22 protein-coding genes and 4 tRNA genes are annotated in these 25252 nt (G+C 49.0%); 15 read left to right on the forward strand and 11 right to left on the reverse strand.

Annotation, left to right across the window (positions count from 1 at the left end):
- Window positions 1-5: 5 nt before the first annotated feature.
- The 7 genes from WG68_RS02610 (at window position 6) to WG68_RS02640 (ending at window position 8833) form a co-directional block, all read left to right on the forward strand.
- Complete coding sequence (locus tag WG68_RS02610; RefSeq protein WP_046556101.1) at window positions 6-953, forward strand: DUF58 domain-containing protein; 948 nt, start codon at window positions 6-8, stop codon at window positions 951-953.
- The gene (locus WG68_RS02615) at window positions 943-1434 is read left to right on the forward strand and encodes a DUF4381 domain-containing protein (protein ID WP_046556102.1); all 492 of its coding nucleotides are present in this window, start codon (window positions 943-945) and stop codon (window positions 1432-1434) included. The genes WG68_RS02610 and WG68_RS02615 overlap by 11 nt, the downstream gene beginning before the upstream one ends.
- The gene (locus tag WG68_RS02620) at window positions 1427-2416 is read left to right on the forward strand and encodes a vWA domain-containing protein (RefSeq protein ID WP_046556103.1); all 990 of its coding nucleotides are present in this window, start codon (window positions 1427-1429) and stop codon (window positions 2414-2416) included. The genes WG68_RS02615 and WG68_RS02620 overlap by 8 nt, the downstream gene beginning before the upstream one ends.
- Window positions 2400-4214, forward strand: coding sequence for a VWA domain-containing protein (locus WG68_RS02625; protein ID WP_083981773.1), 1815 nt, complete (start codon window positions 2400-2402; stop codon window positions 4212-4214). The genes WG68_RS02620 and WG68_RS02625 overlap by 17 nt, the downstream gene beginning before the upstream one ends.
- Window positions 4208-5866: a BatD family protein gene (locus WG68_RS02630; RefSeq protein ID WP_046556104.1), complete on the forward strand. Its 1659-nt coding sequence runs from the start codon at window positions 4208-4210 to the stop codon at window positions 5864-5866. The genes WG68_RS02625 and WG68_RS02630 overlap by 7 nt, the downstream gene beginning before the upstream one ends.
- Before the next feature lie 153 nt (window positions 5867-6019).
- Window positions 6020-7516, forward strand: coding sequence for a sodium/proline symporter PutP (gene putP, locus WG68_RS02635; RefSeq protein WP_046556105.1), 1497 nt, complete (start codon window positions 6020-6022; stop codon window positions 7514-7516).
- Between the two features lie 93 nt (window positions 7517-7609).
- On the forward strand, window positions 7610-8833 hold the full coding sequence (locus WG68_RS02640) for an EAL and HDOD domain-containing protein (protein WP_046556106.1): 1224 nt from the start codon (window positions 7610-7612) through the stop codon (window positions 8831-8833).
- A gap of 40 nt (window positions 8834-8873) precedes the next feature.
- Here WG68_RS02640 and WG68_RS02645 read toward each other — a convergent pair whose 3' ends face one another.
- On the reverse strand, window positions 8874-9185 hold the full coding sequence (locus WG68_RS02645) for a ComEA family DNA-binding protein (protein ID WP_046556107.1): 312 nt from the start codon (window positions 9183-9185) through the stop codon (window positions 8874-8876).
- A gap of 324 nt (window positions 9186-9509) precedes the next feature.
- Between WG68_RS02645 and WG68_RS02650 the strand changes: the two genes are divergently transcribed.
- From WG68_RS02650 to WG68_RS02670, 5 genes are all read left to right on the forward strand, one after another.
- Window positions 9510-9767 carry a PepSY domain-containing protein gene (locus tag WG68_RS02650; protein ID WP_052748924.1) on the forward strand — a complete coding sequence of 86 codons (258 nt, stop codon included), beginning with the start codon at window positions 9510-9512 and terminating at the stop codon, window positions 9765-9767.
- Window positions 9767-10444: a response regulator transcription factor gene (locus tag WG68_RS02655; RefSeq protein WP_046556109.1), complete on the forward strand. Its 678-nt coding sequence runs from the start codon at window positions 9767-9769 to the stop codon at window positions 10442-10444. Before WG68_RS02650 ends, WG68_RS02655 begins: the two co-directional genes overlap by 1 nt.
- A gap of 2 nt (window positions 10445-10446) precedes the next feature.
- Complete coding sequence (locus WG68_RS02660) at window positions 10447-11766, forward strand: ATP-binding protein (RefSeq protein WP_046556110.1); 1320 nt, start codon at window positions 10447-10449, stop codon at window positions 11764-11766.
- A gap of 89 nt (window positions 11767-11855) precedes the next feature.
- Window positions 11856-12218, forward strand: coding sequence for a dihydroneopterin triphosphate 2'-epimerase (gene folX, locus WG68_RS02665; RefSeq protein WP_046556111.1), 363 nt, complete (start codon window positions 11856-11858; stop codon window positions 12216-12218).
- 56 nt (window positions 12219-12274) lie between these two features.
- Window positions 12275-13165, forward strand: a complete 891-nt coding sequence (locus tag WG68_RS02670) for a TIGR01777 family oxidoreductase (RefSeq protein ID WP_046556112.1) — start codon at window positions 12275-12277, stop codon at window positions 13163-13165.
- Window positions 13166-13168: 3 nt separating this feature from the next.
- Here the strand turns inward: WG68_RS02670 and WG68_RS02675 are convergent, their stop codons facing one another.
- Both WG68_RS02675 and WG68_RS02680 read right to left on the reverse strand, forming a co-directional pair.
- Window positions 13169-15655 (reverse strand): ABC transporter permease, encoded by a 2487-nt coding sequence (locus WG68_RS02675; protein ID WP_046556113.1) that lies wholly within the window; start codon window positions 15653-15655, stop codon window positions 13169-13171.
- Window positions 15645-16361, reverse strand: a complete 717-nt coding sequence (locus tag WG68_RS02680) for an ABC transporter ATP-binding protein (RefSeq protein WP_046556114.1) — start codon at window positions 16359-16361, stop codon at window positions 15645-15647. Before WG68_RS02680 ends, WG68_RS02675 begins: the two co-directional genes overlap by 11 nt.
- Between WG68_RS02680 and WG68_RS02685 the strand changes: the two genes are divergently transcribed.
- Complete coding sequence (locus WG68_RS02685; RefSeq protein ID WP_046556115.1) at window positions 16360-16953, forward strand: arylesterase; 594 nt, start codon at window positions 16360-16362, stop codon at window positions 16951-16953. The genes WG68_RS02680 and WG68_RS02685 overlap by 2 nt on opposite strands.
- Window positions 16954-17152: 199 nt before the next feature.
- Here the strand turns inward: WG68_RS02685 and WG68_RS02690 are convergent.
- The 4 genes from WG68_RS02690 to WG68_RS02705 form a co-directional block, all read right to left on the reverse strand.
- A tRNA-Glu gene (locus WG68_RS02690) sits at window positions 17153-17228 on the reverse strand.
- A 39-nt stretch (window positions 17229-17267) separates the two neighbouring features.
- Window positions 17268-17343, reverse strand: a tRNA-Glu gene (locus WG68_RS02695).
- A gap of 31 nt (window positions 17344-17374) precedes the next feature.
- A tRNA-Glu gene (locus tag WG68_RS02700) sits at window positions 17375-17450 on the reverse strand.
- Between the two features lie 13 nt (window positions 17451-17463).
- Window positions 17464-17539: transfer RNA gene (locus WG68_RS02705), tRNA-Ala, on the reverse strand.
- 352 nt (window positions 17540-17891) lie between these two features.
- Here WG68_RS02705 and WG68_RS02710 point away from each other — a divergent pair.
- The gene (locus tag WG68_RS02710; protein WP_046556116.1) at window positions 17892-18869 is read left to right on the forward strand and encodes an XrtA/PEP-CTERM system-associated ATPase; all 978 of its coding nucleotides are present in this window, start codon (window positions 17892-17894) and stop codon (window positions 18867-18869) included.
- Between the two features lie 32 nt (window positions 18870-18901).
- Here WG68_RS02710 and WG68_RS02715 read toward each other — a convergent pair whose 3' ends face one another.
- Genes WG68_RS02715 through WG68_RS02730 form a run of 4 tightly spaced genes read right to left on the reverse strand, consistent with a single transcriptional unit; the run spans window position 18902 to window position 23648 of the window.
- On the reverse strand, window positions 18902-20515 hold the full coding sequence (locus WG68_RS02715; RefSeq protein WP_161796343.1) for a TIGR03016 family PEP-CTERM system-associated outer membrane protein: 1614 nt from the start codon (window positions 20513-20515) through the stop codon (window positions 18902-18904).
- Window positions 20490-21380, reverse strand: a complete 891-nt coding sequence (locus tag WG68_RS02720; RefSeq protein WP_046556117.1) for an XrtA-associated tyrosine autokinase — start codon at window positions 21378-21380, stop codon at window positions 20490-20492. Before WG68_RS02720 ends, WG68_RS02715 begins: the two co-directional genes overlap by 26 nt.
- Window positions 21377-22966 carry an XrtA system polysaccharide chain length determinant gene (locus WG68_RS02725; protein WP_046556118.1) on the reverse strand — a complete coding sequence of 530 codons (1590 nt, stop codon included), beginning with the start codon at window positions 22964-22966 and terminating at the stop codon, window positions 21377-21379. The genes WG68_RS02720 and WG68_RS02725 overlap by 4 nt, the downstream gene beginning before the upstream one ends.
- A gap of 46 nt (window positions 22967-23012) precedes the next feature.
- Window positions 23013-23648 (reverse strand): XrtA/PEP-CTERM system exopolysaccharide export protein, encoded by a 636-nt coding sequence (locus tag WG68_RS02730; protein ID WP_046556313.1) that lies wholly within the window; start codon window positions 23646-23648, stop codon window positions 23013-23015.
- A gap of 182 nt (window positions 23649-23830) precedes the next feature.
- On the opposite strand from WG68_RS02730, the gene WG68_RS02735 reads away from it, so the two are divergent.
- A complete protein-coding gene (locus tag WG68_RS02735; protein WP_046556119.1) occupies window positions 23831-25249 on the forward strand; it encodes a TIGR03013 family XrtA/PEP-CTERM system glycosyltransferase in 1419 nt (472 codons plus the stop codon).
- The last annotated feature ends 3 nt before the right edge of the window (window positions 25250-25252 follow it).

A 25252-nucleotide genomic window follows, 5' to 3' on the forward strand; every position in this document is an offset into this window, starting at 1 on the left:
TTATTATGAGTGCAATGTTTTCTGCCAGACAGTGGCTGCAACAATTAACCGCCGACGGCATTTCAGTGATGCTGCCCGAGTTATTGTGGTATCAACGCCATACCAGCGTGCTAAACCTGAAACCGACCATCAGCATTCAAAGCAAACTGGCCGGCACTTATCTGGCGCGCAGTAAAGGTCGCGGTATGGAGTTTGACGAGGTACGACACTATCAGCCGGGTGATGATGTCCGGACGATTGACTGGCGGGTTACCGCCCGCAGCGGCAAAGTACACACCAAATTATTTCGGGAAGAGAAGGAGCGGCCGGTTTTTATCGTCGCCGATTTAACCGACAGTATGCGTTTTGGCAGCAGCTTGCTACTGAAGTCGGTACAAGCGGCGCATCTGGCCGCCGTCATTGCCTGGCATGTCAAACAACATGGCGACAAATTAGGTGGTGTGGTGTTTAGCAATCAGCAACACCGCGAATTAAAACCACAAGGCCGCAGCCACGGCGTATTGCGTTACCTGCAGGCGCTGCAGCAATGTCATCAACATTCAGCCGGCAATAACGGTCTCAGTTTATCGCAGGCTCTGGGCCAGCAACGCCGGCTTAGCCGCCCTGGCAGTCTGGTCTATATCTTGTCTGATTTTAACCGGTTGGATGAGCAAGCCCTGCGCCATATCCGCGCCATCAGTCAGCATAATGAAGTCACCTGCTGCCAGATCAGCGATCCGCTGGAGCTGGCCATACCTGCCAACGCCCGTGGGCTTGCCGCCATTCGCCAGCAACAGCAGGTTGTTACAGCCGAGTTAGACAACCCTGCACTGCGCCAGCGGTATTATCAGCAACAGCAACAGCAGCAATCGCACGTGGCGGGCAGCCTGCAACAACTCGGCTGCAAATGGCTGGCAATAAGTGCCGGCGAACCTGTTATTACTCAGCTGGAGCAAGCTCATCATGGCCGCTGAACAACTGCTAAGCCAGCTGGTCGATATTGCCGAGCCCGCTTACCTGTTGCCATGGCAAATGCCGATTGGTGTATACATCTTGCTGGCGATAAGTTTGCTGTTACTGGCCGGTGCTGGCTGGTGGTTGTACCAACGGCACCGCTATTTTGCCGCCCGCCGGCATGCCATCAGCTTACTGGCACAACTTAAACCGCAGCACAGCAGCAACATCAATCAGTTGTTAAAGCGGGTAGTTCTGCATTATGCACCGGCTCATCCGGTGCTTAGCGCGCCAACTGAGCAATGGCAAGCGTTTTTACAGCAGCAGCTTCCTGTGCTGGCACTGCCGTCGCTGGCAGAACTACTTTATCAACCAGAGCCAGACGAACAGCAGCAACACGCCTTTTATCAGTTTGCCCATAGCTGGCTGCGGCATTGTCAGCCGGAAAAATTTGCTGAGGTTGTACCTGCCGCCAAGCAGACGGAGGCAACAAATGCTTGAGCTAAGTTACCCCTGGTTACTGTTGCTGCTTGCATTGCCTTTTTTATTTAAAAAACGCCAGCAAGACAGTGGTAGCGCCCTGAGCCTGCCGGCATTAGCGCAGGTAGCCTCAACCGCACCGCCGCGTAAAAGTTGGCAACAGTATTATGCGGCGCTATCACCGGCCTTGATCTGGTTGTGTCTGGTTGTTGCGGCCTGTCAACCACGCTGGCTGGGGGAGCCGGTAACCCTGCCTCAGCAAGGCCGGGATCTGATGCTGGCTATCGATCTGTCCGGTTCAATGGACATCAACGATATGGTATTAGACGGCCAGCCAATGAACCGGCTGACGGCAGTAAAACGGGTGGTGGGTGACTTTATCTCACAACGCAGGGGCGACCGGCTGGGCCTGATCCTGTTTGCTGATGCCGCTTATCAGCAAACCCCACTTACCTATGACCTGGCCACAGTGCAAATGTTTTTAGATGAAACCCAGATGAAATTGGTTGGGCAGCGAACCGCAATAGGCGAAGCCATTGGTTTGGCGGTAAAGCGCTTAAATATGTACGAAACCAGCAATAAAGTGTTAATTCTGTTAAGCGACGGCGCTAACAATGCCGGTAATATTCAGCCACTGGAAGCGTTAGAGCTGGCCAAAGCAGCCGGGGTTAAAATATACACCGTCGGCGTTGGCGCCGAGCAAATGGTGCAGCAAACGGTGTTCGGCCGGCGAACCATTAACCCGTCTCATGACTTAGATGAACAACTATTGTCGCAGCTTGCCGAGCAAACCGGTGGCCGCTATTTCCGGGCCCGTAGCCTACCCGAGCTGGCGCAAATATACCGGCTGCTGGATCAACTTGAACCGATAAGTCGCGACAGTCTGACCTATCGGCCACAGCATAGCCTGCTGCACTGGCCATTGGCTCTGGCGCTATTACTGTCCTTTGCGTTGGCGATGCGGCGCATAAACTGGCGGAGGCTGTATGAACCTGCTGGCTGATTTTCATTTACTGCGCCCCTGGTGGTTACTGGCATTGCTGCCGGTGCTGTTACTTTGGCTGTTACTCAGACGCTACCGGCAACAACATAGCGCCTGGCAAAGTGTGATTGCCCCCCACTTGCAACAGTTGATGCTAAACGGCCAGCTGTTGTTACAACGAAAGCCATTGGCGCTGCCGTTGCTGTTATTATGCTGGCTGCTGGCTGTTGTTGCGCTGGCTGGCCCCAGCTGGCAGAAAAATCCGCAACCGGCCTTTACCCTGAATAAAGCGACAGTGTTGATTGTCGATATGTCGATATCCATGCGGGCAACCGATATGACGCCTGATCGTTTTCGTCAGCAACGTTTTAAGGCGCTGGATTTTATTAACAAGCTGGCCGAGGGTGACTTGGCACTGATTAGCTATGCTGGCGATGCCTTTGTGATCTCGCCGCTGACACCGGATTTTAACAATGTCCGGTTGCAACTGAACGAACTGAAACCAGAGCTGATGCCCGTGCAGGGCTCAAACATTGCAGCCGCCCTGCAGCAGGCAGATAGTTTACTGCGCCAGGCGGGCCATACCAGTGGTGACGTGGTGCTGTTTACTGATGGTTTTGCCCCGGCAGATTACAACAACATTATGCGGCGGCTGGATAACTGGCCACACCGGCTGTCTATTCTGGCATTTGGCACAGAGCAAGGCGCACCAGTGCAACTTGAAAGTGGCGAGTTGCTCAAAGATCAACGAGGCGCCGTGGTGATCCCTAAAGTACCCTTAACGCAGCTGGCAGCCATAGCACGTAAAGGCCGAGGTAGTTTTAGCCAGGCTACGGCTGACAATAGTGATTTAAGCCGCTTACTGGCCGACCTTAACAGTCAGTACCAGCAGCAAAGGGCCGAAACGGAGCAGTTTGCCGGTGATTTATGGCAGGACAATGCGGTGTATCTGGTGTGGTTACTCTTACCATTGGCACTGTATCTGGCCAAACGGGCACCCGTGTTGGTATTACTGCCCTTTTGCGTTATCCCCACGGCAGAAGCCAGCATCTGGCGCGACCTATGGCAAACCCCGGCGCAACAAGCCATAGCTGACTACCAGCAACAGGATTATCAAAACGCCCAGCGTAAATTTGCTGACCCGCTATGGCAGGGCAACGCCGCCTACCGGCTGCAAGACTATGCGGCTGCCGAGCAGGCGTTTAGTCAGGCAGTGCAACAGCAACCCAGTGCCGATGGTTATGCTAATTTAGGCAATAGTCTGGCGATGCAACAAAAATATCAGCAGGCACTGGACAGTTATCAGCAAGCCCTGGCGCTCGATCCTGAACATCACCAGGCCAGAGAAAATGCCGCATTACTGCAACAACTGAAGCAACAACAAGATCAGCAGCAACAGCAAGATGGCGAGCAGCAACAAGACGCTGAGCAACAAGCTGGCGCCGAGCACGACAGCTCGTCAGAGGCTGAGGGTAGCAGCGACGATCAAGCCCAGGGTAATGCTGAGCAGGATGAAAGCGCTGGCGAGCAGGCTGAAACGGAACCCGCTGGCGCAGAGCCGGAAGCTGAAGAAGCAGCCGGGGAGCAAACTGACACCCCCAGCACAGAAAGCGTGCAGCAGGAACCGCCTGACGAACGCCAGCAGCAAGCCATAAGTGAAATGTGGCCCAACGCCAGTCAGGAAGAGCAACAACAACTGGATAATTTATTGCGTAAAGTACAAGACGACCCAGGCCTGCTGCTGCGTAACAGAATGAACCTTGAATATCAGAAACGCCGCCAGCACGCTGTGCCCACAGGAGTAACTCAGGAATGGTAATTCGTGGCTTGTTATGGCTAAGCCTGCTGCTTAGTTTACCCGCGCTGGCCATCAGCCAGTTAAACGCCAGAGTAGATAAAAACCCGGTAATGCTAGGCGAGAGTGTGATACTGGAAGTGACCGCTGATAGCCGGCTACCGGCAAACAGCATTAATTTCAGAGTACTGGATGGCGATTTCAGCATAATGGTACCGTCAGTTAATCAGAGTACCAGAGTAGTAAATGGCGAGGCCAGCCATAGTACAACCTGGACAGTTACCCTGTTGCCGAAAGCCAGCGGCACCTTCACTCTTCCCGCCTTCACTATTGACAACGTCAGCACTCAACCGCTGTCGGTTGAGGTTCTGCCAGCACAGCAAGGCACAGGCACCCTGCGCGACATCTTTTTACAAAGTAAGCTTAGCAGCGACAGGGTCGTGGTGCAGCAAATGGTGTATTACGATGTGACGATATACTTCAGCGGCGATATTCAGCGCGGCAGTTTATCAGAACCGCAACTTGACAACGCGCTGATCCAGCAGGTAGGCCAGGATCAGGAGGGCTCAGAACTGATTGACGGCGAACGTTATCGCTCCATTACCCGCCGCTATGCCATAACGCCGCAACGCAGCGGTAATTTCAGCATTAGCCCGCCTACTTTTAGCGGTGATATTATCGATCGTGATAACGCCCGGCAAAGCTACTTTGCCCGCAGTCGAGCTGTGGTAAGGGAAGCACAGACTCTGGCGATTGAGGTTCAAGCTCAAACCGGTAGTTTCAGTGGTAACTGGCTGGTTGCCGGTCTGGTCACCTTAAATGATGAATGGCAACCCAATATCACCGAGCTGGTACAAGGCGAACCCATCACCCGGATCATTACGTTGTCGGCCGTTGATGTGGCAGCAAATCAGTTGCCTGACTTGCAATTAGCGGTTCCGGATGGTTTCAGAGTGTATCAGGAGCAACCGCAAACCAGAGGGGCTGAACGGGCTGGTCGTCTGGTTGCGCAGAAAATTATTACCAGCGCAATTATTGCCAACACCCCTGGCGAATATCAGCTGCCTGAAGTAACAGTGCCCTGGTGGAACAGCCAGACTAACCGAATGGAGCAAGCCGTTTTGCCCGGACGCACGCTGCAGGTAAAAGCAGACCCGAACCGGCTAAGCACCCCGGCAATGATTGACCCGCCGTTGCCACAGATTAGCAGCACCACCCTACCGCTGCCCGCAGTGTCACCCTGGAGTTGGAACCACACCAGCACCGCCCTGGCACTTGGCTGGCTGCTGAGCAGCGTGCTGTTGCTTGGATTATGGCGTTACCAAAGCAGCACAGCGTCGGCAGGCCGCGGTCAGACAAAACCTCAGGGCGCCAAATTTGATAGCCGGGCGCTGCGTGCGGCCTGTCAGAAGCAGGATAAAGCTGCAGCCCGTGACCAACTATTAAAATGGGCGCGCCAGCAAAACATCCTGGCGCAGGGGTCGTTAACGGCGCTTAGTCAGCAGATTACTCCCGGGCCACTGCAACAGCAACTGCAGCAGTTAAATGCGGCACTGTATAGTGACAGTACAGTAGCCTGGCAGGCTGAGCAGTTGTTGCAAGCCTGGTCGGATTATCAGCTTGCCGCTGACGCTAAACCAACAGTTAATGCTTTGCCACCACTGTATCCGCAATAGCCCATCTGCTGCAGCCCTGCTTGCCAGGGCATTTATGCTCAGACCACATATTCTGATGCCGGCATTGGCCGGCAAATTTAACCGCAAAATAAAAGCGCTGGTAAGCCAGGGTTCATCTTGTTAGCATAAAACCAAATAATAAGGAGTGATGTTTTGGAACTTGCAACTATTTTTGCCCTGGGTATTTATTTTGCTGCGATGATTGGTATTGGTTTATACGCCTATCGCAATACCGACGAAAGTGTTTCTGGCTATATGTTAGGTGGCCGTAAGTTAGGCCCCGGTGTTACCGCACTGTCGGCCGGCGCTTCAGATATGAGTGGCTGGATGCTCATGGGTCTGCCCGGTGCCATGTATCTGACCGGTTTAAGCAGTGCCTGGATCGCCGTAGGGTTACTGATAGGGGCATATATTAACTATATAGTGGTTGCGCCCCGGCTCAGGGTGTACACCGAAGTGGCGCATGATGCTATTACTATTCCTGATTACTTTGAAAAACGTTTTGAAGACAAAACCCGCTTGTTAAGAGTGGTGTCATCGATTGTCATCGTTATTTTCTTTACCTTATACACCTCTTCCGGCGTCGTTGGCGGCGGCAAATTGTTTGAAAGCTCCTTTAATCTGAGCTACGAGCTGGGTTTATATGTTACCGCCGGGGTAGTGGTAATTTACACCCTGATTGGTGGATTTATGGCCGTCAGCATGACCGATTTTGTGCAGGGTTGTATTATGTTTATCTCATTGGTGCTGGTACCTGTGGTGGCGCTGGAGCATTTGGGTGGCTTTGGTGAGGTAAAACAAGTAGTGCAAAGTATCGACCCGCAACTGATTAACTGGGTTGGGGCATCATCGGCTATTGCTATTATTTCTGCTCTATCCTGGGGCCTGGGTTATTTCGGGCAGCCACATATTATTGTCCGCTTTATGGCCATTCGCTCTGTTAAAGATATCAAAACTGCCCGCCGCATTGGTATGAGCTGGATGTTAGTCACTATAGTAGGCGCTTTAATGACCGGCTTTGTCGGTATTGCTTATGTCGCCAAAACGCAAATGACCTTAACCGATCCGGAAACAATATTTATTGTGTTCTCACAGTTTTTGTTTCATCCGTTTATTGCCGGTTTTTTATTAGCGGCTATTTTAGCGGCTATTATGAGTACCATCTCATCGCAGCTGTTAGTGACATCCAGCTCACTCACTGAAGATTTTTATAAAACCTTTGTGAAACGTGATGCATCGCAGCGTGAGTTAGTTCTGGTTGGCCGGATTTCAGTATTAGCCGTGGCGCTGGTTGCCATTGCCCTGGCATATGACCGTGACAGCTCCGTCTTACAATTGGTTAGCAATGCCTGGGCTGGCTTCGGTGCTGCTTTTGGCCCGCTGATTATTTTAAGCCTGTACTGGTCGCGCATGACGTTTGCCGGCGCCCTTAGTGGCATTGTTGTCGGTGCGGCCACCGTATTAGTCTGGATATATGCGCCCATCACCATTAATGGTGAGAGCCTGAGCAGCACAGTCTATGAAATAGTGCCGGGCTTTATACTCAGCACCCTGGCAATTGTAGTGGTCAGTAAGTTCAGCCGAGGCCCGGCACCAGGCGTGTTGGCCATGTTTAAAACCATGCAACAGCAGCTGGCAGCACAACGCTAACAACACAATTTCCCGCAACGCAATAAAATGCTATCGCGTTGCGGGAAAAGTTTGCTAAATTAGTCTCAATATACCAATCGAGAACTCTGCATTATGTATTTCTATGCTGCCCGCCAACCCATTCTTGACCGTAATAAAGTGCTTTATGCTTACGAATTACTGTTTCGGGACGGCTTAACTAATGTATTTCCAGAACAAATAAATGGTGAAGAAGCTACCTCCAGAATGATTGAAGGCAGCCAGTTTAGTTTTGGTCTGGAAGATTTTCTTGGCGATAAACCTGGCTTTATCAATTTCACGCTGGACAGCCTGCTGAAAAAATATCCCAGCATGCTGCCAAAAGAGCAGGTGGTGGTAGAAATTCTGGAAACCGTGCAACCGGGTAAACGCCTGCTAAGCGAATGCCAGCATTTAAAAGAACTGGGCTACACTCTGGCATTAGACGACTACATTCATCAGCCAGTCTGGCGGCACTTTTATCCGTTTATTGATATTATTAAAATTGATTTTCGCACTACAGATCTCGACACTATCAAAATCATCCAACAAGCCATTGCTGATTTCCCACACATTAAACTGCTAGCGGAAAAAGTAGAAACCAATGACGAGTTTCAACAAGCGTTAGATATGGGATTTTACTATTTCCAGGGTTTCTTTTTTTCCCAGCCAGAAATGATGCAAACAAAAGCACTGTCTCCGGCGCAGATGACGCTGGCAGAATTATTGTATGAGACGTCAAAAGCTGAGATGGATCTGGTCAAAATTACCAATGTATTTCAGCGCGACGTTAGTTTGTCTTACAAGTTGCTGCGTTATAGTAATTCATCCATTTTTAAACGCCGGGCGGAAATCGAAACCATTAAACAAGCCCTGGTAGTGCTTGGCCAGGTTGAATTAAAGAAATTTTTATCACTGTTATTTACCGCTCAGATCAGCAGTGATAAACCGGCGGAACTGATGCGGATGTCAATGACCCGGGCCAGGTTTGCCGAAGGCCTCGCCAGTCTGGATGGCAAAGTTGACACCGGCAAGGCCTTCTTAACCGGGTTAATGTCACTGATGGATGCCATTTTAGATGAACCTATTGCCAGCGTGATGGAGAAATTGCCACTTGCCAAAGAAATTAAAGAGGCCCTGGTTGAACATAGCGGTATCCTGGCCGACTATCTGGCACTAATTAAGCATTATGAAGCCGCAAACTGGCAACAGGCTAATCAGGCTATCGAGCAATTAGGTATTGCGCCAGATAAAGTGCCCGATGCCTATCATAACGCCGTACAATGGGCTAATGAACAAATGAAAGCCTTAGGGGATTAACCCCCAAGGCTTTATCACGATAGTACGATCAGAACATTGGTTATTCAAAACTTACATACTGCGCTACTTTTGCAGCCAGCTTATCACCAATGCCTTTTACTTCTGTCAATTGTTGCTGGCTGGTAATAGGGCCATGGCTCTGAATATGAGACAGTATCGCCTGTGCTTTCGCTTTGCCCACGCCCGGTATCGCTTCCAGTTGGTCGGCACTGGCGTTATTGAGCTTTATTTTTTGTTGCTGCTGCGCAGTCGCAGCCTGTTTATCAAGGGTAGCGCCAGGTTTTGCCGCCAACGTCTGGTTTGCCGTCAGCGTCATGCCGGTTAACAGTAAAGCTATCATCAGATTCTTCATGGTTTTGTCCTTAACCTTATTCCGTTGCATCCCTGCAAAGCTATAGTTGGTAGGGTAAGCCACTACAACTGTTCAGATTGGCAAGATAAACAGTGGCCTGGCAATACCCAGAGAAGCAACATTTTAAACACCAATCAAATATAAATTAGTTTAGTTTTTAACTTTTGCAATTTTTATTTAACTTTTATTGCAATTTGTTTTATTGCAAGATTCAGCGACAATTAAGGCTGCATAGCTTAGGCTCAGCAATGTTAAGGCACTAAGTTTATTGTTGCAGCCAATATAGTTAGGTAACATACTGCGCAAACCATTGTGGAGAGACAGATGCTTCGTTCACTACTACTGCTAATGCTTTTGGCGGCATTATTGCTGACATCTGATGCTGCGGCACTTGGTAATAGACAACCTGAAGTCACTAAAGAGCAAGCTACCCAGCTTGCTCAACAACGTTATCCAGGCAAAGTACTAAAAGTACAAACAGAAACACGGCATTATCGGGTACGCTTAATTCAGGCAGATGGCAGAGTGATTACCGTGCTGGTCGACAATCGTACCGGCCGGGTTGAAAGGGATGAAAAATAATGCGGGTATTAGTGGTTGAAGACGAAACCTTATTAGCTGAGCAAATTAAACAACAGCTACAGCAGCAACAATTTAGTGTCGATATTGCCCACGATGGTGATGATGGCTGGTTTAAACTGGCGGAATACCCCTATGACTTAGCGGTAATTGATTTAGGCCTGCCGAAAATGGACGGGCTTAGCCTGATCCGAAAGGCCAGACAACAAGAACTTAAAACCCCCATTATTATTTTAACCGCCCGTGGCAGCTGGCAGGAAAAAGTGGAAGGTCTTGATGCCGGTGCTGACGACTACCTGACCAAACCCTTTCATGGCGAAGAATTGCTCGCCCGCTGCAATGCACTGATCCGCAGAGCGGCAGGCCAACCCGATCCTACCCTGAGTGCCGGTCCGGTATCATTGAATAGCCGCACCCAGCAAGTCTGGCTGAACGATACTGAAGTTAGCCTGACGGCCTATGAGTATAAAGTGCTGGAGTACTTTATGCTGAACCCCAGTAAAGTGATTTCTAAAACTGAACTGACAGAACATATTTATGATCAGGATTTCGATTTAGACAGCAACGTGATTGAGGTATTTGTTTTACGTCTGCGTAAAAAACTTGATCCAGAGGGTGATTTAAAGCCGATAGAAACGCTCCGCGGCAGAGGCTATCGCTTTAACCTGACAATCAGCTAGTGATGACGTTGTCACTTAAGCTGAGGCAAGGCCTGGTCAGCATAGCCTTGCTGCTGCTGCTGTTACCCAGTTCATTCATAGCGATTGATCAGGCCTTTTACACCCAGTTACTCACCAGTGCTGAACAAAAACTTGAAGTACATATGTACGCTATGTTGTCTGATCTTAAAATCAACGACGATAAAATTGAGCTAAGTAACAATACATTATCGCCCGACTTTTTTCGGCCAGACTCAGGTTTAAGTGCCTACATCACCGACAATGGCAATACTGTCTGGCAATCAGATTCGTCGCTCAGTCAGAAGTTTACGCCACCCAATGCTCATCTGGTACCTGGTGAGCACTTATTTTACCCTTATAATGATAATGATAGCAGCTCGCAATATTGGTTATTAAGTATCGCGTTGTTATTTGACTCTGGCGAGCAGACTACACCACTGACCATTCATATTGTGCAAACGAACAGCATGTTAACAGCGCCCTATGTCAGTTTTCGCAACACCTTGCTGACATGGTTTGTCTGGATTGGCGCCGCTTTAGTGCTTTTTAGCGTACTGGCCTATTATTGGACAACTAAACCGCTGAGCAAACTGGATCAGGAAATCCGTAAGTTAGAAGGTGGTGAACAGGACCACTTAAATGGCAACTATCCGGCTGAACTGAGCACCATTAAAGAAGATTTAAACCTGTTGCTGGCGAATCAAAATCGTCAGAAACAACGTTACCGTAACCATCTGAGCGATTTAGCTCATGCCTTGAAAACCCCTGTCGCCGTGCTCAATACCTCAGTGCTGAGCCAGCAACCCGAGTTAAAAGAGCAGCTCGACCGGATCAGTGCGATGATTGAACACCAGTTAAAAAGAGCCAGCAGTTCTGGCCAGGATATCTGGAAAAAGCAATTTGAAATTCTACCGCATGTTGAAAAACTGACCAATGCCTTACAAAAAATTTATCGCAATAAAGACCTTATTATCAGCATTGAGTGTGCCCAGGACGCGATGTTCCGGGGTGATGAAACCGATTTAATGGAAATACTGGGTAATTTGCTCGATAACGCCTGTAAAGCCTGCCAGCATCAGGTTAAATTCAGTGTCGCGCAGCAACCGCTACAGATGATTATTGAAGATGACGGTCCTGGTATTGCTCTTACCGATCGGAAAAAGCTGTTTACCCGCGGCACCCGGCTAGATACTTATAAAGATGGTCATGGTGTTGGCTTGTCAATAGTGGCAGAACTGGTGTCATCTTATTCAGGCACAATGCAAATAACAGACAGTAACTTAGGGGGAGCCCGTTTTGAACTGCAGTTCCCCGAGTCCTGACCACTTTGCGTAGCAAAGCTATCTTTGTATACTGATCGCCCTGTCAATGCCTGCCGTAACAATAACAACTACTTTGAGGAAACAGCAGTATGGAACTTAATCCGGCAACAATTAAAATTAAGAATCTGCGCTTGCGCACTTTTATTGGCATTAAAGATGATGAAATTAATAATAAGCAAGATGTGATTATTAATGCCCGCATCCAATACAGCGCTAACAATGCCGCTAACAGCGATGACATGAACAACGCCCTGAATTACCGCACCATCACCAAGCAAATTATTGAGCTGGTGGAAATGAATCGCTTTAGTTTGCTGGAAAAACTGACTGCCGACGTGCTGGCGCTGGCCAGTGCTCACCCTGCGGTGCGCTTTGCCGAAGTTGAAATTGATAAACCGCATGCCTTACGGTTTGCTGATTCCGTCTCACTGACCTTATCGGTTAACAAATAGTAAAACAGCGTTAATCCGCTATACTTAACAACAATTTAGACTAACAGGGGCAGGTCATGCGTATTTTAGTCACCGGCGGTACCGGTTTAATAGGTTCAGCCTTACTTAAATACTGGCGCGACCAGCATCAGTTAGTCGTTTTAACCCGCCAGCCCGTTGCCAAGCTTAGTTCATCGGCAACACTGACCTATATTAATGAACTGCAACAGGCTGATTTTAATCAACTGGATGCAGTTATTAATCTGGCTGGCGAGCCTATCGCTGATAAAAGATGGACAGAAAAACAGAAGCAGCGCATTTGCAACAGCCGCTGGCAATTAACAGAGCAACTCAGTGAACTTATCCAGGCTGCCGACACGCCCCCTGCCAGCTTGATCAGCGGCTCAGCTGTCGGCTTTTACGGTCGCCAGGGCACTGAATGTATCACCGAAGCGCACAGTGCTTTTTATCCGGAATTCAGTCATGATATTTGCGCCCGCTGGGAGAATCTGGCGCAACGCGCGGCAAGCCCAAAAACCCGGGTTTGCATGCTGCGCACAGGCATAGTGTTAGCTGGCAACGGCGGTGCCCTGGCAAAAATGCTGCCAGCATTCCGTCTGGGCTTAGGCGGCCCCTTAGGCAATGGCCAGCAATATATGTCATGGATCCACATAGACGATATGGTGCTATTGATAGATTTTCTGTTACAGACACCCACCTTGCAAGGCCCAATCAATGCTGTCGCACCAAAACCAGTTACAAATCAACAATTTAGCCAGGCCCTGGCTGAGCGATTACAGCGGCCGGCTAAGTTGACTATGCCCGCTTTTATGCTGCGTCTGTTGTTTGGTGAAATGTCAGATATTCTGTTGTATGGTCAGCGGGTCATTCCGCAACATGCGCTGGATGCCGGTTTTCAGTTTAAATATCCAAAACTGCCAGCCGCCCTGGCAGATTTGGATTTATAACATCTAGTTTTGAATCACTCTTCTGATCAATACCGCGCCCGGTATTTGTAATAACCGGCGTAATTGCCACCACCCCAGTAAACTCACCAGGGTTACCCCGATCAGCGGCCCCAGCCACCATAACGCAAAGTGGAACTGAAAAGGCATACCGAATACCCGCTGTTGCAATACCATCAACAGCAGCTCTGCCAGAACCGTAGCAAATAAACCTGCTAAGCCGCCCAGAAACGCAAATTCCAGCAATACCGCATTACGCAAAAACCGATACTTGGCGCCCAGCGTCCGTAATATAGCCAACTCTTGCTCACGTTGCTCTAATGTCGCCTGCACCTGCGCAACCAGCACCAAGGCTGCGGCCATAGCAATAATAAGCAAGATAAAACTCAGCGCTATAGTTACCTGCGCAATGATGTCGTTTACCTGGTTAATAATGGCATCAACGCTAATAACCGTTACCGTTGGCATTTGCCGTGCCAGCTGATTGATCAGATTGCCACTGCCCGCCTCCAGGTAAAAAGCGGTTATGTAAGTGGCTGGAAAGCTTGCCAGCACATCGGGGCTCAATATCATATAGAAATTAGGCTGTAAGCTGTTCCAGTCTACCTGGCGAATACTGCTCACCGTGGTGCTAACCTGTTGGCCACCTATTGAAAAATCAAGTTTATCACCCAGTTTCAGATCAAGCCGCTCCGCCAGCTCCTGCTCTACTGACACTTCAGCAGCGGTGTTATCAGTAAACCACTGGCCGCTTACCACCTTGTTGTTAGCTGGAATGTGTGCCAGCCAGGTTAAATTCAGCTCGCGGCCCACCCCAACCCGCTGTTCACTGCGATCTTCTTTGGTGGCTTCTTGTTGCAACAGTTCGCTGTTAATGGTTAACAGCCGGCCACGAACCACCGGATAAAACGGCTCTGGCTGCAGATTATTACTCTCAGTAAAAGCGGTAACGGTTGCTCGTTGCTCAGCGCTGACATTAACCAGAAAATGATTCGGTGCGCCTGCTGGAATTTGTTGCTGCCACTGGCCAACTAATTCAGCACGCAAAAAGTACAACAGCAGGGTCAGAAAAATAGCCAGGCTGAAGGTAATAAGCTGAAAGCTGTTTGGCCAGAGTCGACGGCGTAAATTGGCTAAAGCCAGACGGCCTGCACTGCTTTGCCCGGCAGCAACCGGTTTAGCCAGCTTCACCAGCAGGGCTGCAAAGCCAAGCAAAATGGCAGCAAACAAACTGCAAAGTAAAAATAAGCCAACGCTGATAATCAGCTCACCGCTGAACAACCACATTAATCCCCAAATCGCTGCAGCACCAAACAATAACTGCCACTTATCCAGGCGAATTGCCGCAGCGGGTTGCTTTAACACTTCGATGGCAGGCGTTTTCGCTAGCTGCCACAACGGCCTGGCGGCAAACAAGAGCGCACATATGACACAGGTCAGGCTACCGAGCAACAACGGCCTGACGCTAAACTCAGTCCGGTATTCACTTATATAATGGCTGATGCCAATTTCAGCTGCCCAAATTGCCAACTGGCCACCCAGTAAGCCTAACAATAAACTAAACAGTACTACTAACAACAAGTGGCTGCAGTAAATCAATCTGGCTTTTGCAGTGGTGGCCCCCAGCGCTTTAATAATGGCTACCGCCTGAGTATGCCGCTGACTATAGCGGCTGGCTGCCACTGCAGCAGCACAAGCGGCCAGAACAATACCCAACAGGCCCGCCAGTAACAAGAAGCGCTCAGCACGTTCCAGCGCGCTGCCAATCGCCGAATCCTGGTCCATGTTGCGCCAGCGCTGATGCACTGTCAGCTTCGGTTGCAGCTGGTCAGTCAGGCGGTCCAGGGCTGCATTGCTGCCAGCAAACAGATAACGGTAACTTATTCTGCTACCTGGCTGCACTATATTGGTCGCTGCAACATCGGCCAGATGCATAATTACCCGTGGTGAACCACCAAATACACTTAAGGGCGCATCAGGCTCATTGACAATAACCCCGGCTACTTGTAAGCGCGCCTCACCCAGTTCAACGGTATCGCCGGGGCTTACTTGCAACAGGTCAAGTAATCGTGCTTCAAACCATACCTCACCTGGCGTTAACTGGCCGCTTAGCCCCTCGGTAATACTGGCAGAGCGATGCAGCACTAACTCGCCACGCAACGGATAACTGTCGCTGACCGCTTTAATGGTGGCCAGCTGCATCTGCTCACCGGCAAACAGCATGGAATCGAACTGCATTTGCCGGGCCGTAGTTACACCAAGCTGCTCAGCGACACTAAAAATGTCATCGCTAAAAGCCTGGGTAGAGCCTAACACCCGATCAGCGGCAATAAACTGCGCACTGCGTTGTTGCAACGCACTTTTCACGCTTTGGGTAATACCACTTAAACTTACCACTGAGCCTACAGCCAGAAACAACGCAAAAGCGATAACCCATAACTCGCCGCGCTTTAGTTCACGCCAGAACAGCCGTCCTGCAATGCTAGCCCACATTTGCACTTTCCTCTGCAGCTGGCGCTGAGTTAACAAAACTGCCTGAGCGCATTTGATACTGACGCTGGCAGCGCACTGCCAATTCATTGTTGTGCGTCACCAGTACCAGGGTAGTACCCTGCTGGTCATTCAGTTCAAATAATAAGTCTTCAATCATTTTTCCGGTTACCGCATCCAGGTTGGCTGAAGGTTCATCAGCAAACAGAATGGCCGGCTCGGTAATAAAAGCCCGGGCAATCGCCACCCGTTGCTGCTCGCCACCTGATAATTGCGACGGATAAAAATCGGCGCGGGCACTTAAACCTACTTGTTCCAGCAATGCCAAACCCCGTTTACGGGCCTGGCGATCGCCAGACAATTCAGCCGGCAGCGTAATGTTTTCCAGGGCCGTTAAGCTGGGCAATAACAAAAATGATTGAAATACAAAACCGACATCTTTCGCCCTAACCCCTGCCCGCTCATCTTCAGACATCTGATGTAACGGCTGTCCGGCCATATAAATTTCGCCATCAGTTGGCGTGTCCAATCCGGCCAGCAAACTTAACAAGGTAGATTTACCAGAACCTGAGGCTCCCACTATCGCCACCGTCTCCCCGCGATTGATTGTCAGGCTGATATCATGCAGGATAGTCAGTGATCCGTCAGCGACCTTCACCCGTTTTGCAAGGTCTGTGGCTTTTATATGTAATTCAGGTACTTTATTCATGCGCATCATCTTATTGTTGTTAATCGGTTTCATCAGCCACTGTGCTTATGCTGATAAGTTACTTATTCTGGGCGATAGCTTAAGCGCCGCCTATGGCATGCAACAACATCAGGGCTGGCCAGCGTTATTACAGAAAAATACCGAATGGCAACTTATTAATGCCAGTATCAGCGGTGAGACCACTGCTGGCGGCTTAGCCCGGTTACCGGCGCTGCTGGCAGAGCATAAACCAGACGCTGTATTAATTGAGCTCGGCGGCAACGACGGTTTGCGTGGCTTTTCGGTAGAACTTATCCAGTCAAACCTTAGTAAAATCATTACACTGGTCCAGCAGCATAATGCCCAGCCGCTGCTAATGCAAATACGCATACCACCAAACTATGGACCACGTTATGTCAGACAATTTACTGTGCTGTATCCTCAGCTGGCAGAGCAACATAACATAACGCTATGGCCATTTTTTATGGACAGTATTGCGATTAACAGCGAGTTAATGATGGCAGACGGTATTCACCCCAATATAGCGGCACAACCGTTGATCAGTGAATTTATGGCCGATTTACTTGCAGAGTTAACACTGAACAGAGGTTAGCTGTGGCCTTTACGCACGATGTTGACACCGCCTTCACGGCGACACAGACAAACAAATCAGGAAGTAAGCTGTAATTAGATAGCGTCCCCTAGGGGATTCGAACCCCTGTTACCGCCGTGCCAGTTGGCTTTGCGCGGTGTCCTGACACCGCCTTCACGGCGACAGAGACAAACAAATCAGGAAGTAAGCTGTAATTAGATGGCGTCCCCTAGGGGATTCGAACCCCTGTTACCGCCGTGAAAGGGCGGTGTCCTAGGCCTCTAGACGAAGGGGACTAAACAGTATAAAAGCAGAATGTAACGCTGTTACTAAAGTGGCGTCCCCTAGGGGATTCGAACCCCTGTTACCGCCGTGAAAGGGCGGTGTCCTAGGCCTCTAGACGAAGGGGACGCTGTATTTAGTAAAAGTGTGCAGATTTAAGTGGCGTCCCCTAGGGGATTCGAACCCCTGTTACCGCCGTGAAAGGGCGGTGTCCTAGGCCTCTAGACGAAGGGGACGCACTGGAAATCTTGGTGGAGCTAAGCGGGATCGAACCGCTGACCTCTTGCATGCCATGCAAGCGCTCTCCCAGCTGAGCTATAGCCCCACACTTTTGTATTCATCGATTTCGCCTTAACGTTATCGCTGAACACGGGGCGCATTCTAGGGTGACACCGTAAATGTGTCAACAGTTTTTTATAGCCAGTTTTTCGTTCGGCCATTTTTTAAACTTTCTGCTTGAAATTCAACCTAAATACCAGCCACTACACTGATTTCCTGAGAAATTCATTGGACAGCGAATTCAAGCTGAACCTGCGCTGCCAATAGAAATCATCGCAGGCTTATCGTTTTTAACGGCAAATTTGTATACACTGCCAGCAAAGTATATCTACTGAGCGGCTGCAGCGCAGCAAGGTGTTTAGCACAAGCGCCAGATATTTGTTAATAAGGAAATTACTATGTACGAGTCCTACTATGGCTTAAAGGAACGCCCTTTTCAGCTTACCCCTAATCCTAACTGGTTTTTCGCCAGCAAATTACATAAACGGGCGCTGGCTTATCTGCAATACGGCTTAACTCAGGGTGAGGGCTTTATTGTTATTACCGGCGATGTCGGCACCGGCAAAACCACTATTGCTAACCAGCTACTTAACCAGTTAAATAAAGATGAAATTATTGCCAAGCAAATTGTCACCTCAAAGCTGGCACCCGATGATCTGATTAGAATGATCGCGTCAAGCTTCAACCTGGTTGTTACCGAACATAATAAAGCCACTTATCTTGATGCTATTTACAGCTACTTGAAACGCTTACATTCGCAGCATCGGCGCGCACTGCTATTGGTAGATGAAGCTCAAAACTTACCATTAGAGTCGATTGAAGAACTAAGAATGCTGTCTAATTTTCAGATTGACGGCAAACCGTTATTGCAAAGTTTTTTACTGGGTCAGAATGAACTGAATCCCATCATTCAGGCACCCAATATGGAACAATTCCGGCAGCGGATTATTGCATCTTCTAACTTAACCGCGCTGCAAACAGAGGAAACCAAAGCTTATATCGAATTCAGGTTAACGCAGGCAGGTGCTAAGTCCGGCTTGATTGCCGATGAATGTTACGAGCATATTCAAGCTTTCAGCCGGGGTATTCCCCGTAAAATCAACCTGTTGATGGACAGAGTCATGCTATATGGCTTTTTAGAAGAACTCAGTGCGATAACAGTGCAAGATGTACAGGCAGTGATTGCAGAATTATCGGAAGAGGTCGCCAATCAGTTGCCACCTGCGGTCCATACCGAAGCTAAACCGGTTGCAATGCATGAATTGAACGCTATTTTAGATAGCTCATTAGAGCAAAAGGTCAAACTGGCCCGGGAACTCGACCAGTTACTTAAAAAACAAAAACAACTGCTAGATACCCAATCCAAAGAGCAGTAAACAACTACTGCGGCTAACGGCCAGGCTGACCTTTAAAAGGTATAAACATAGGTTAGCCACAGCCTGTTTTCACTGGCATTAAAGCTATCAATATTAGAGTTGCGTTCGGTTCGGCGCAATGACAACGACACCGCAGACTGCTCAGATAAGGTTGTATCATAAGCTACAGACATCAATATATTGTCATCTTCACGGTTCGCAAACTGATAGTCGATCTGATAGAAACGGATGGTACTGCTAACTCGACTGCGCTCAGATAAACGCCAGCCTGCTCTTACACTTACACTCTGGCTGCGTTGTTCATCACCGCGTTCGACATATTCAGTGTCGGTGGAATTCAACACCACATTCAGGCTTAAACGACGCTTACTGTAGCCCAATGCTAAACTGGCTGACCTGCGCAAGACTAATTCCTGATCAAGCTCAACCCCTACATCAAAAACCTGCTGATATGACTCACCCGGTTGCGGAGTATAATTGGCACTCGGTGGCCGGTAACAGTCAGTAAACTCCACCGCATTATCCGGACAAACAAAAATACCTAAGTCAATCAGCTCCTGATCTAAGGATGTCTGAGTTTGCACCGTATCAGTAACGCTCAACCTGATGTTAAGTGCCCGAACATTATACTGACCACTGATATTTGCAGTACGGCCAAAATAACGTCGGTCATAGTAGCCCTCTAACGAGGTGCGTCGGCTTGGCGCCAGATAAAACTCCGTTGCCCAGTAAGTATTTTCTTCCTTTTCATCCAGCCGGGTGGTGGTGGAACGGTTTATCGAGGCATTTACCCAGGAAACGCGTCCCAGCTTCAGCTCAATGCCGCCACCATAGGATGAAAACTCATTCTGGTAAAAATTATTGTTATCGGTGTACTCGTAACTACCGCGGCCAATTACCGACAAGCGGGATGATAGCGGCAAACCGAACAGTGCCCGCGCGGCTTTACTGTCATAATCACGCAACTGTTCGCGTTGCGTTTTGCCATAAGCCCCCTCTAACCGCCAGAACGTGGTTTGGGAGCGGTCACGGCTGGCAAATAACACGTTGGCCCGGTAGCTGTCATTTTCAAAGGCAGGTAAGCCATCATCAACACCCGGCTGATCGTACTGACTGTGATTATAATCTAAACGCAGCGCCGCGTTGATATCGCTGTAGGAAGCGGTTTTAAGCAGCAGATAAGTACCATAGGAGGTGGCTTTGCTTAACTCACCACTGCTGGTAATTTTATCGTTAAAAATACCACGCTGGGTATTACGAACCCGGTAAGTACTTTGCGCATTTACCCCCCAACTAAGCCGATCATTGTATAAAGAAAAAACATTGCTGAAATCGAACTCATTAAAGCTTCTGCCACTGCGCTGGCTGTCTTTATAAAACAATGACTCATGCTGCCAGCTAAAACGGGTTCTCAGCACTTTCGACGTTAGGGCTAAATTAACAGAGGGTGAAATCAGCAGCGCCAGCCCATCGTCAGTACCGGCGACGCCAAATTCTTCTATCTGATAAGCATAACCGCTGGTGCGCAACTGCGAACTTACCCGGGTTTCAACCGCAAACACCGGCAAAGCCTGCACTGCAATAACGGCTAAAGCCACACTACTCCAGTAAAAACGTGGTTTAACTTGCGCCATAGTAGTAGCCATAACCATAACCTTTGCCCTGGTTCCGGTGTGCTTTATTAATCAGAAAACCCATCGCCATTTCCTTTGGCAATAATGAAACAGATTGCTCTATTTCCGCCAGACGGGTGCGGTTTTCTTCCACCACAATAACGGCCTGACCACACATGGCTGCCATCACTGCGGTTTCATTCACCCCCAGCAAAGGCGGAGCGTCGAAGATCACAATCCGATCAGAGTAGCGGGTAGCAAACTCATTGACCAGTTGCAACATCCGTTCACTGGCAAGCAACTCGGTAGAAAGATGATGTGGTGAACCAGCGGTAATAATTTTAAGCCGTTCCACATTTGTACTCAGCAGAATGTCTGGCACGGTAACATCGGGTGACTGTAAATAGTCGGTTAAACCCAAACTGTGGCTGATATTAAGCGTTTTACTGACATTCGGCCGTAACACATCAGCATCTACCAGCAACACTGTCTTATCTTGCTCCAGGGCAATACTCAGTGCCAGATTAATGGCAGAAAACGTTTTACCCTCTCCCGGGCGCGAGCTGCTAACCAAAATTAAGTTCGGATGATTCAGGGTTTTGCTTAATGCACCAAAGGCATTATTAATCAGTTTACGCTTTATTACCCGGTATTCTTCGTTGATTAGCCGCCGTTCGCTGGATAACGAAACAAAATGCTTTTTCTCAAGTGTCGCCAGATCAAGCTGTACCATATGCGACGAGCTGTCAGGGTTAACGGCAGGCTTGCTTCGTTTTGCATCCTGGCGGCTCACCACGTCTGCCGGCTCAGTTAGCGTATTCGCTGGCTGGCGTGCAGGGTCTGATTTCGTCGTACTATCCTGGTTAAGTTTAGATACTGCTTTTTCAATAATACTCATCGGATCACCCTTAACAACAACTCCGCTGATCGACCAAACAGCATTTCATTACTTAACAAGGCCAGATAGCACAACACCAAAGCACCACTTAGCGCAGTGAAGTAGACAAAGTGCAGACGCACCTGCTTTAAAATTGCACTCTTCTCAGTATGAGACACCACACCAAACACCGGCAAGTCACTTATACTTTGCAGTTGCGAGGCCCGGGATAATACCGGTGAAATAAGGCTGCGCAAAAATGCCATCGCCACCCCTGCTGCCACCCCAACCAACAGTACCAGGGTATACAGTAAACCACGTTGCGGGCCAGAAGGCGTTAATGGTACCCGTGGTGGCTCAATAATATTAAACTGCACGTCTTGCTCTGTCGCTTCAGCCCGACGTGACAAATCAGCCTGCTCCCGTCGTCCAAGCAGCGCTTCATACTTAGTTTTGGTGATTTGGTAATCACGATTCAGCCCGGTAAACTCAGCTTCAATTTCCGGAATTAAGTTCAGTTTGCTTTCCAGCTCATCCACTTTGTCGGCAAATGCCTGCACCCTTACCCGGGTAGACGCTACTTCCGTTTCAAGCCGGGCAACATTAATTCTTAACTCCTGATACACCGGGTTCTGATTAAAGCCGCTGCCAGAGCGCCCTTCGGTAGTATTGCCTGCCACCAATTTCAGCTCTTCATCACGCTGACTGTTTAAGCGTTGCAGCAAGCGCTGCGTTTCCAGCACATCAGGATGATTATCAGTATAGCGAATGAGTAAGGTGTCCAGTTGCGCAGACAAGCTACGGATCCGTTCATCAAACTGAGTGGCAACGCCGCCGCCACCTGCAAAAGGCATCACGCCGAAAACCGGTTCTTCCCCGGCCAACTGGCCTCTTGCTGAACTTAAGCGGGTTTCCTGTTCACGTAACTCCAGCCTGGCTGATTCAAGCCGTTGTTTCTCCCGGCTCAGCTGGCTGTAAAAATCAGATTCATTGCCCTGCAAGGTTGCCATCCGGTTCTTTTTAAAATCGGATAAGCGTAATTCAGCTTCGATCAGCCGGTTTTCGAACTCGGCTATTTCTCTGTTCAGAAAGCTCTCTGCTGCCTGAGAGTCTGCTCTGCTGGCACCCAGGCGGTTTTCGACAAAGGTATTCAGCGTTTCCTGCACCACGCTCAACGCGCGTTGCGGCACAGGGTTGCTGTAAGAAATCACATAGATATTCTCTCTGCCTGACGAGCTGATTCTGATATTTCGTTGCAGCGAATCAATTAAGGCTTCAAATTGCTTTTCATCCTTTGCCTGAATATCTAAATCAGTGGCTCTGGCTATTTTTTGCAGATTGGGCCGGCTTAACAAGGTTCTGGCCATCAATTTTATTTCTTGATCGCTGTTGCTACGTAGTGCCAGATTGCGCAGTAATGGCTCAAGGAAAGTGCGGGTTTCAACATATAGCCTGGCACTGGCTTCATAGGTAGGAGGCAGGCTGTAAACATAAAACCAGCCTACCGGACAAACCAGCCAGGCGGTAATCACAATATAACGACGGCGCAGCCAAACACCCTGCATATAGGTATGTATCAGCTCTATCGCCTGATGCAACTCTTTCATCTATCCTCCATGAACAACATATCCATTACTACCAGCGGGCAGAATGTTAAAACCACGCTTCTGGGATAATCACAATATCGCCGGGTAAAATATCCACGTTAGCGCTGATATTGCCATCCCGGATTAAATCATCCAATCTGAGCCGATAGGTCACCTGACCACCACCACTGGTTCTGACCAGTTTGGCGCCATTACCGTTCGCAAATTCAGTAAGTCCGCCTACAGCAATCATCAAATCAAGTACCGTCATATATTCACGGTAGCTGACAGCCTGCGGGTTGGTGGCTTCACCAATCACCCGGACTTGCTCACTGTATGGCCCGACAAAATTAGTTACTGAAACGGTTACAACCGGATCACGAATATATTTACCGAGAATTTCTTCCATATCACGGGCGATTTGGGTCGGCGTTTTGCCACTTACAGGCACATCTTCAACCAAAGAGGTTGAGATTTTACCATCAGGCCTGACAATGAAACTGCCTGACAACTCAGGGTTTCGCCAGACAAAAATACTCAGGCTGTCATTCGGGCCAACCAGATATTGGTAATTTGATACTGAAGTAGTCAGCGATTCCTGCACGGTTGCACGAGGAAGCTGGCGGCTGCTGGAGCAGGCCGTCAGAGTACTTAGTATAACCAGCACCATAACCAGTGCCGCTAAGAGTCGGTTTGCAATCATAAAACGCATCCTTTTGTTTGCTGCGACCATAATATAACGCAAAACTTTACTCTTGTGCTGCATTTTTTGAAAATTAAATTTTAACATTCTTCTAGAATTAGCGTGATATTTAGGCTAAATTATACGTCGACATGCAGTTGTTGGAAGCTCTGCACAGGCAACACACGCACAAGGAAGTCGTTATGGGCACGTATCGCCGACACGGAAAAAGTACCATTGCTGACAAGTTGTTTCTGATAAGTGAAGTAACTTTGTTATGCTTATCAAGCTTAATTGCCAGCTATCTGTATAACATCACCCTTAGCAGCCACCCTGTAATACCACTCGACAGCAGACTGATTAATGCGGCGCTTTTTGCTGCTGCGGTAATGCTGTGTGCGTTGTCGGTGGGCTTATACGACCAAAAGCTCAGAGAAAGCCATGGCGGCATCTTTAAGCGGGTGGTTATTACCCTGCTGTTTAGCGTAATGCTGTTAGAAGGTATCATTTTTAACCTTATACCATCATTGCATATCAGCCCGCTGTATCTGGCTGTGGCGTCGTTAATTGCGATGCTGAGCTTATCCGGCTTCAGAGCCCTGTTTCATTATCATGACATTACCCGAATCAGCAGGCGCCGCATCCTGGTGCTGGGCGCTGGCGAGCGGGCCTCTATTATTGAGCGCAGAATGCGCCGCAATGTGGATAAGCGCTTTTTTGAAATTGTCGGCTTCGCGTATATCGATGGCGACAAGTCAGCAAGCATTCCGGAAAGCAAGCTGGTCAACTTCGACTATAAAGAAAACCTGTTTCAATATGTTATCGATAACGGTATTGATCAGTTGGTGATTGCCTGCGACGAGCGGCGCAACATGCTGCCGGTAGAGCATCTGTTTAAGTGCAAAAGCCGCGGTATTGATGTTATTGAAATCCTCGATTTTATCGAACGGGAAACCGGCCAGATTGCCGTCAATCTGATCTACCCCAGCTGGGTTATTTATGGCAACGGCCTGGATCTGAACCAGCGCTTTAAAACCAATCTTGATTACAAACTCAACCTGGTGCTGGCGTTGCTGCTACTTTTGGTCACCTGGCCTATTATGCTAGTGACCGCCTTGTTAATTTACCTGGAAGATGGCCGCAAAACCGGTGCTTCGGTATTTTATCGGCAAGTCAGGGTAGGTTTTGATGGCAAGCCATTTTACATTCTGAAATTTCGCAGTATGAAACCTGATGCTGAAAAAAATGGTGCGCGCTGGGCCAGCGCCGACGACGATCGGGTAACCCGGGTAGGTAAATATATCCGTAAATACCGGATTGATGAATTACCTCAGCTACTGAACGTTCTGAAGGGTGAAATGGGCTTTGTTGGCCCACGGCCGGAGCGCCCGGAATTTGTTAATGAATTAGAAAAAGATATTCCCTATTACAGCCAGCGCCATAACGTTAAACCAGGCCTTACCGGCTGGGCCCAGCTAAAATACCCTTACGGTGCCACAGCTGAAGACGCTCAGGAAAAATTAAAATTTGACTTGTATTACATTAAGCATCGCAGCCTGTTGCTGGACCTGACGATACTGATCCGCACTGTTGAAGTGGTGTTATTTGGGAAGGGACGTTAGCCA

Source organism: Arsukibacterium ikkense, assembly GCF_000987775.1.
Classification (GTDB): Bacteria; Pseudomonadota; Gammaproteobacteria; order Enterobacterales; family Alteromonadaceae; genus Alishewanella; species Alishewanella ikkense.

What these genes read in the sequence shown, in the direction of transcription:
- WG68_RS02715 (WP_161796343.1), bottom strand. Translation starts at nt 20,515, where the DNA reads ATGGCTACTACTATGGCGCAAGTTAAACCACGTTTTTACTGGAGTAGT.
- WG68_RS02735 (WP_046556119.1), top strand. Translation starts at nt 23,831, where the DNA reads ATGGGCACGTATCGCCGACACGGAAAAAGTACCATTGCTGACAAGTTG.
- WG68_RS02620 (WP_046556103.1), top strand. Translation starts at nt 1,427, where the DNA reads ATGCTTGAGCTAAGTTACCCCTGGTTACTGTTGCTGCTTGCATTGCCT.
- WG68_RS02650 (WP_052748924.1), top strand. Translation starts at nt 9,510, where the DNA reads ATGCTTCGTTCACTACTACTGCTAATGCTTTTGGCGGCATTATTGCTG.
- WG68_RS02730 (WP_046556313.1), bottom strand. Translation starts at nt 23,648, where the DNA reads ATGATTGCAAACCGACTCTTAGCGGCACTGGTTATGGTGCTGGTTATA.
- folX (WP_046556111.1), top strand. Translation starts at nt 11,856, where the DNA reads ATGGAACTTAATCCGGCAACAATTAAAATTAAGAATCTGCGCTTGCGC.
- WG68_RS02710 (WP_046556116.1), top strand. Translation starts at nt 17,892, where the DNA reads ATGTACGAGTCCTACTATGGCTTAAAGGAACGCCCTTTTCAGCTTACC.
- WG68_RS02720 (WP_046556117.1), bottom strand. Translation starts at nt 21,380, where the DNA reads ATGAGTATTATTGAAAAAGCAGTATCTAAACTTAACCAGGATAGTACG.
- WG68_RS02615 (WP_046556102.1), top strand. Translation starts at nt 943, where the DNA reads ATGGCCGCTGAACAACTGCTAAGCCAGCTGGTCGATATTGCCGAGCCC.
- WG68_RS02725 (WP_046556118.1), bottom strand. Translation starts at nt 22,966, where the DNA reads ATGAAAGAGTTGCATCAGGCGATAGAGCTGATACATACCTATATGCAG.
- WG68_RS02645 (WP_046556107.1), bottom strand. Translation starts at nt 9,185, where the DNA reads ATGAAGAATCTGATGATAGCTTTACTGTTAACCGGCATGACGCTGACG.
- WG68_RS02670 (WP_046556112.1), top strand. Translation starts at nt 12,275, where the DNA reads ATGCGTATTTTAGTCACCGGCGGTACCGGTTTAATAGGTTCAGCCTTA.
- WG68_RS02680 (WP_046556114.1), bottom strand. Translation starts at nt 16,361, where the DNA reads ATGAATAAAGTACCTGAATTACATATAAAAGCCACAGACCTTGCAAAA.
- WG68_RS02610 (WP_046556101.1), top strand. Translation starts at nt 6, where the DNA reads ATGAGTGCAATGTTTTCTGCCAGACAGTGGCTGCAACAATTAACCGCC.
- WG68_RS02630 (WP_046556104.1), top strand. Translation starts at nt 4,208, where the DNA reads ATGGTAATTCGTGGCTTGTTATGGCTAAGCCTGCTGCTTAGTTTACCC.
- WG68_RS02660 (WP_046556110.1), top strand. Translation starts at nt 10,447, where the DNA reads ATGACGTTGTCACTTAAGCTGAGGCAAGGCCTGGTCAGCATAGCCTTG.
- WG68_RS02625 (WP_083981773.1), top strand. Translation starts at nt 2,400, where the DNA reads ATGAACCTGCTGGCTGATTTTCATTTACTGCGCCCCTGGTGGTTACTG.
- WG68_RS02675 (WP_046556113.1), bottom strand. Translation starts at nt 15,655, where the DNA reads ATGTGGGCTAGCATTGCAGGACGGCTGTTCTGGCGTGAACTAAAGCGC.
- WG68_RS02640 (WP_046556106.1), top strand. Translation starts at nt 7,610, where the DNA reads ATGTATTTCTATGCTGCCCGCCAACCCATTCTTGACCGTAATAAAGTG.
- WG68_RS02685 (WP_046556115.1), top strand. Translation starts at nt 16,360, where the DNA reads ATGCGCATCATCTTATTGTTGTTAATCGGTTTCATCAGCCACTGTGCT.
- WG68_RS02655 (WP_046556109.1), top strand. Translation starts at nt 9,767, where the DNA reads ATGCGGGTATTAGTGGTTGAAGACGAAACCTTATTAGCTGAGCAAATT.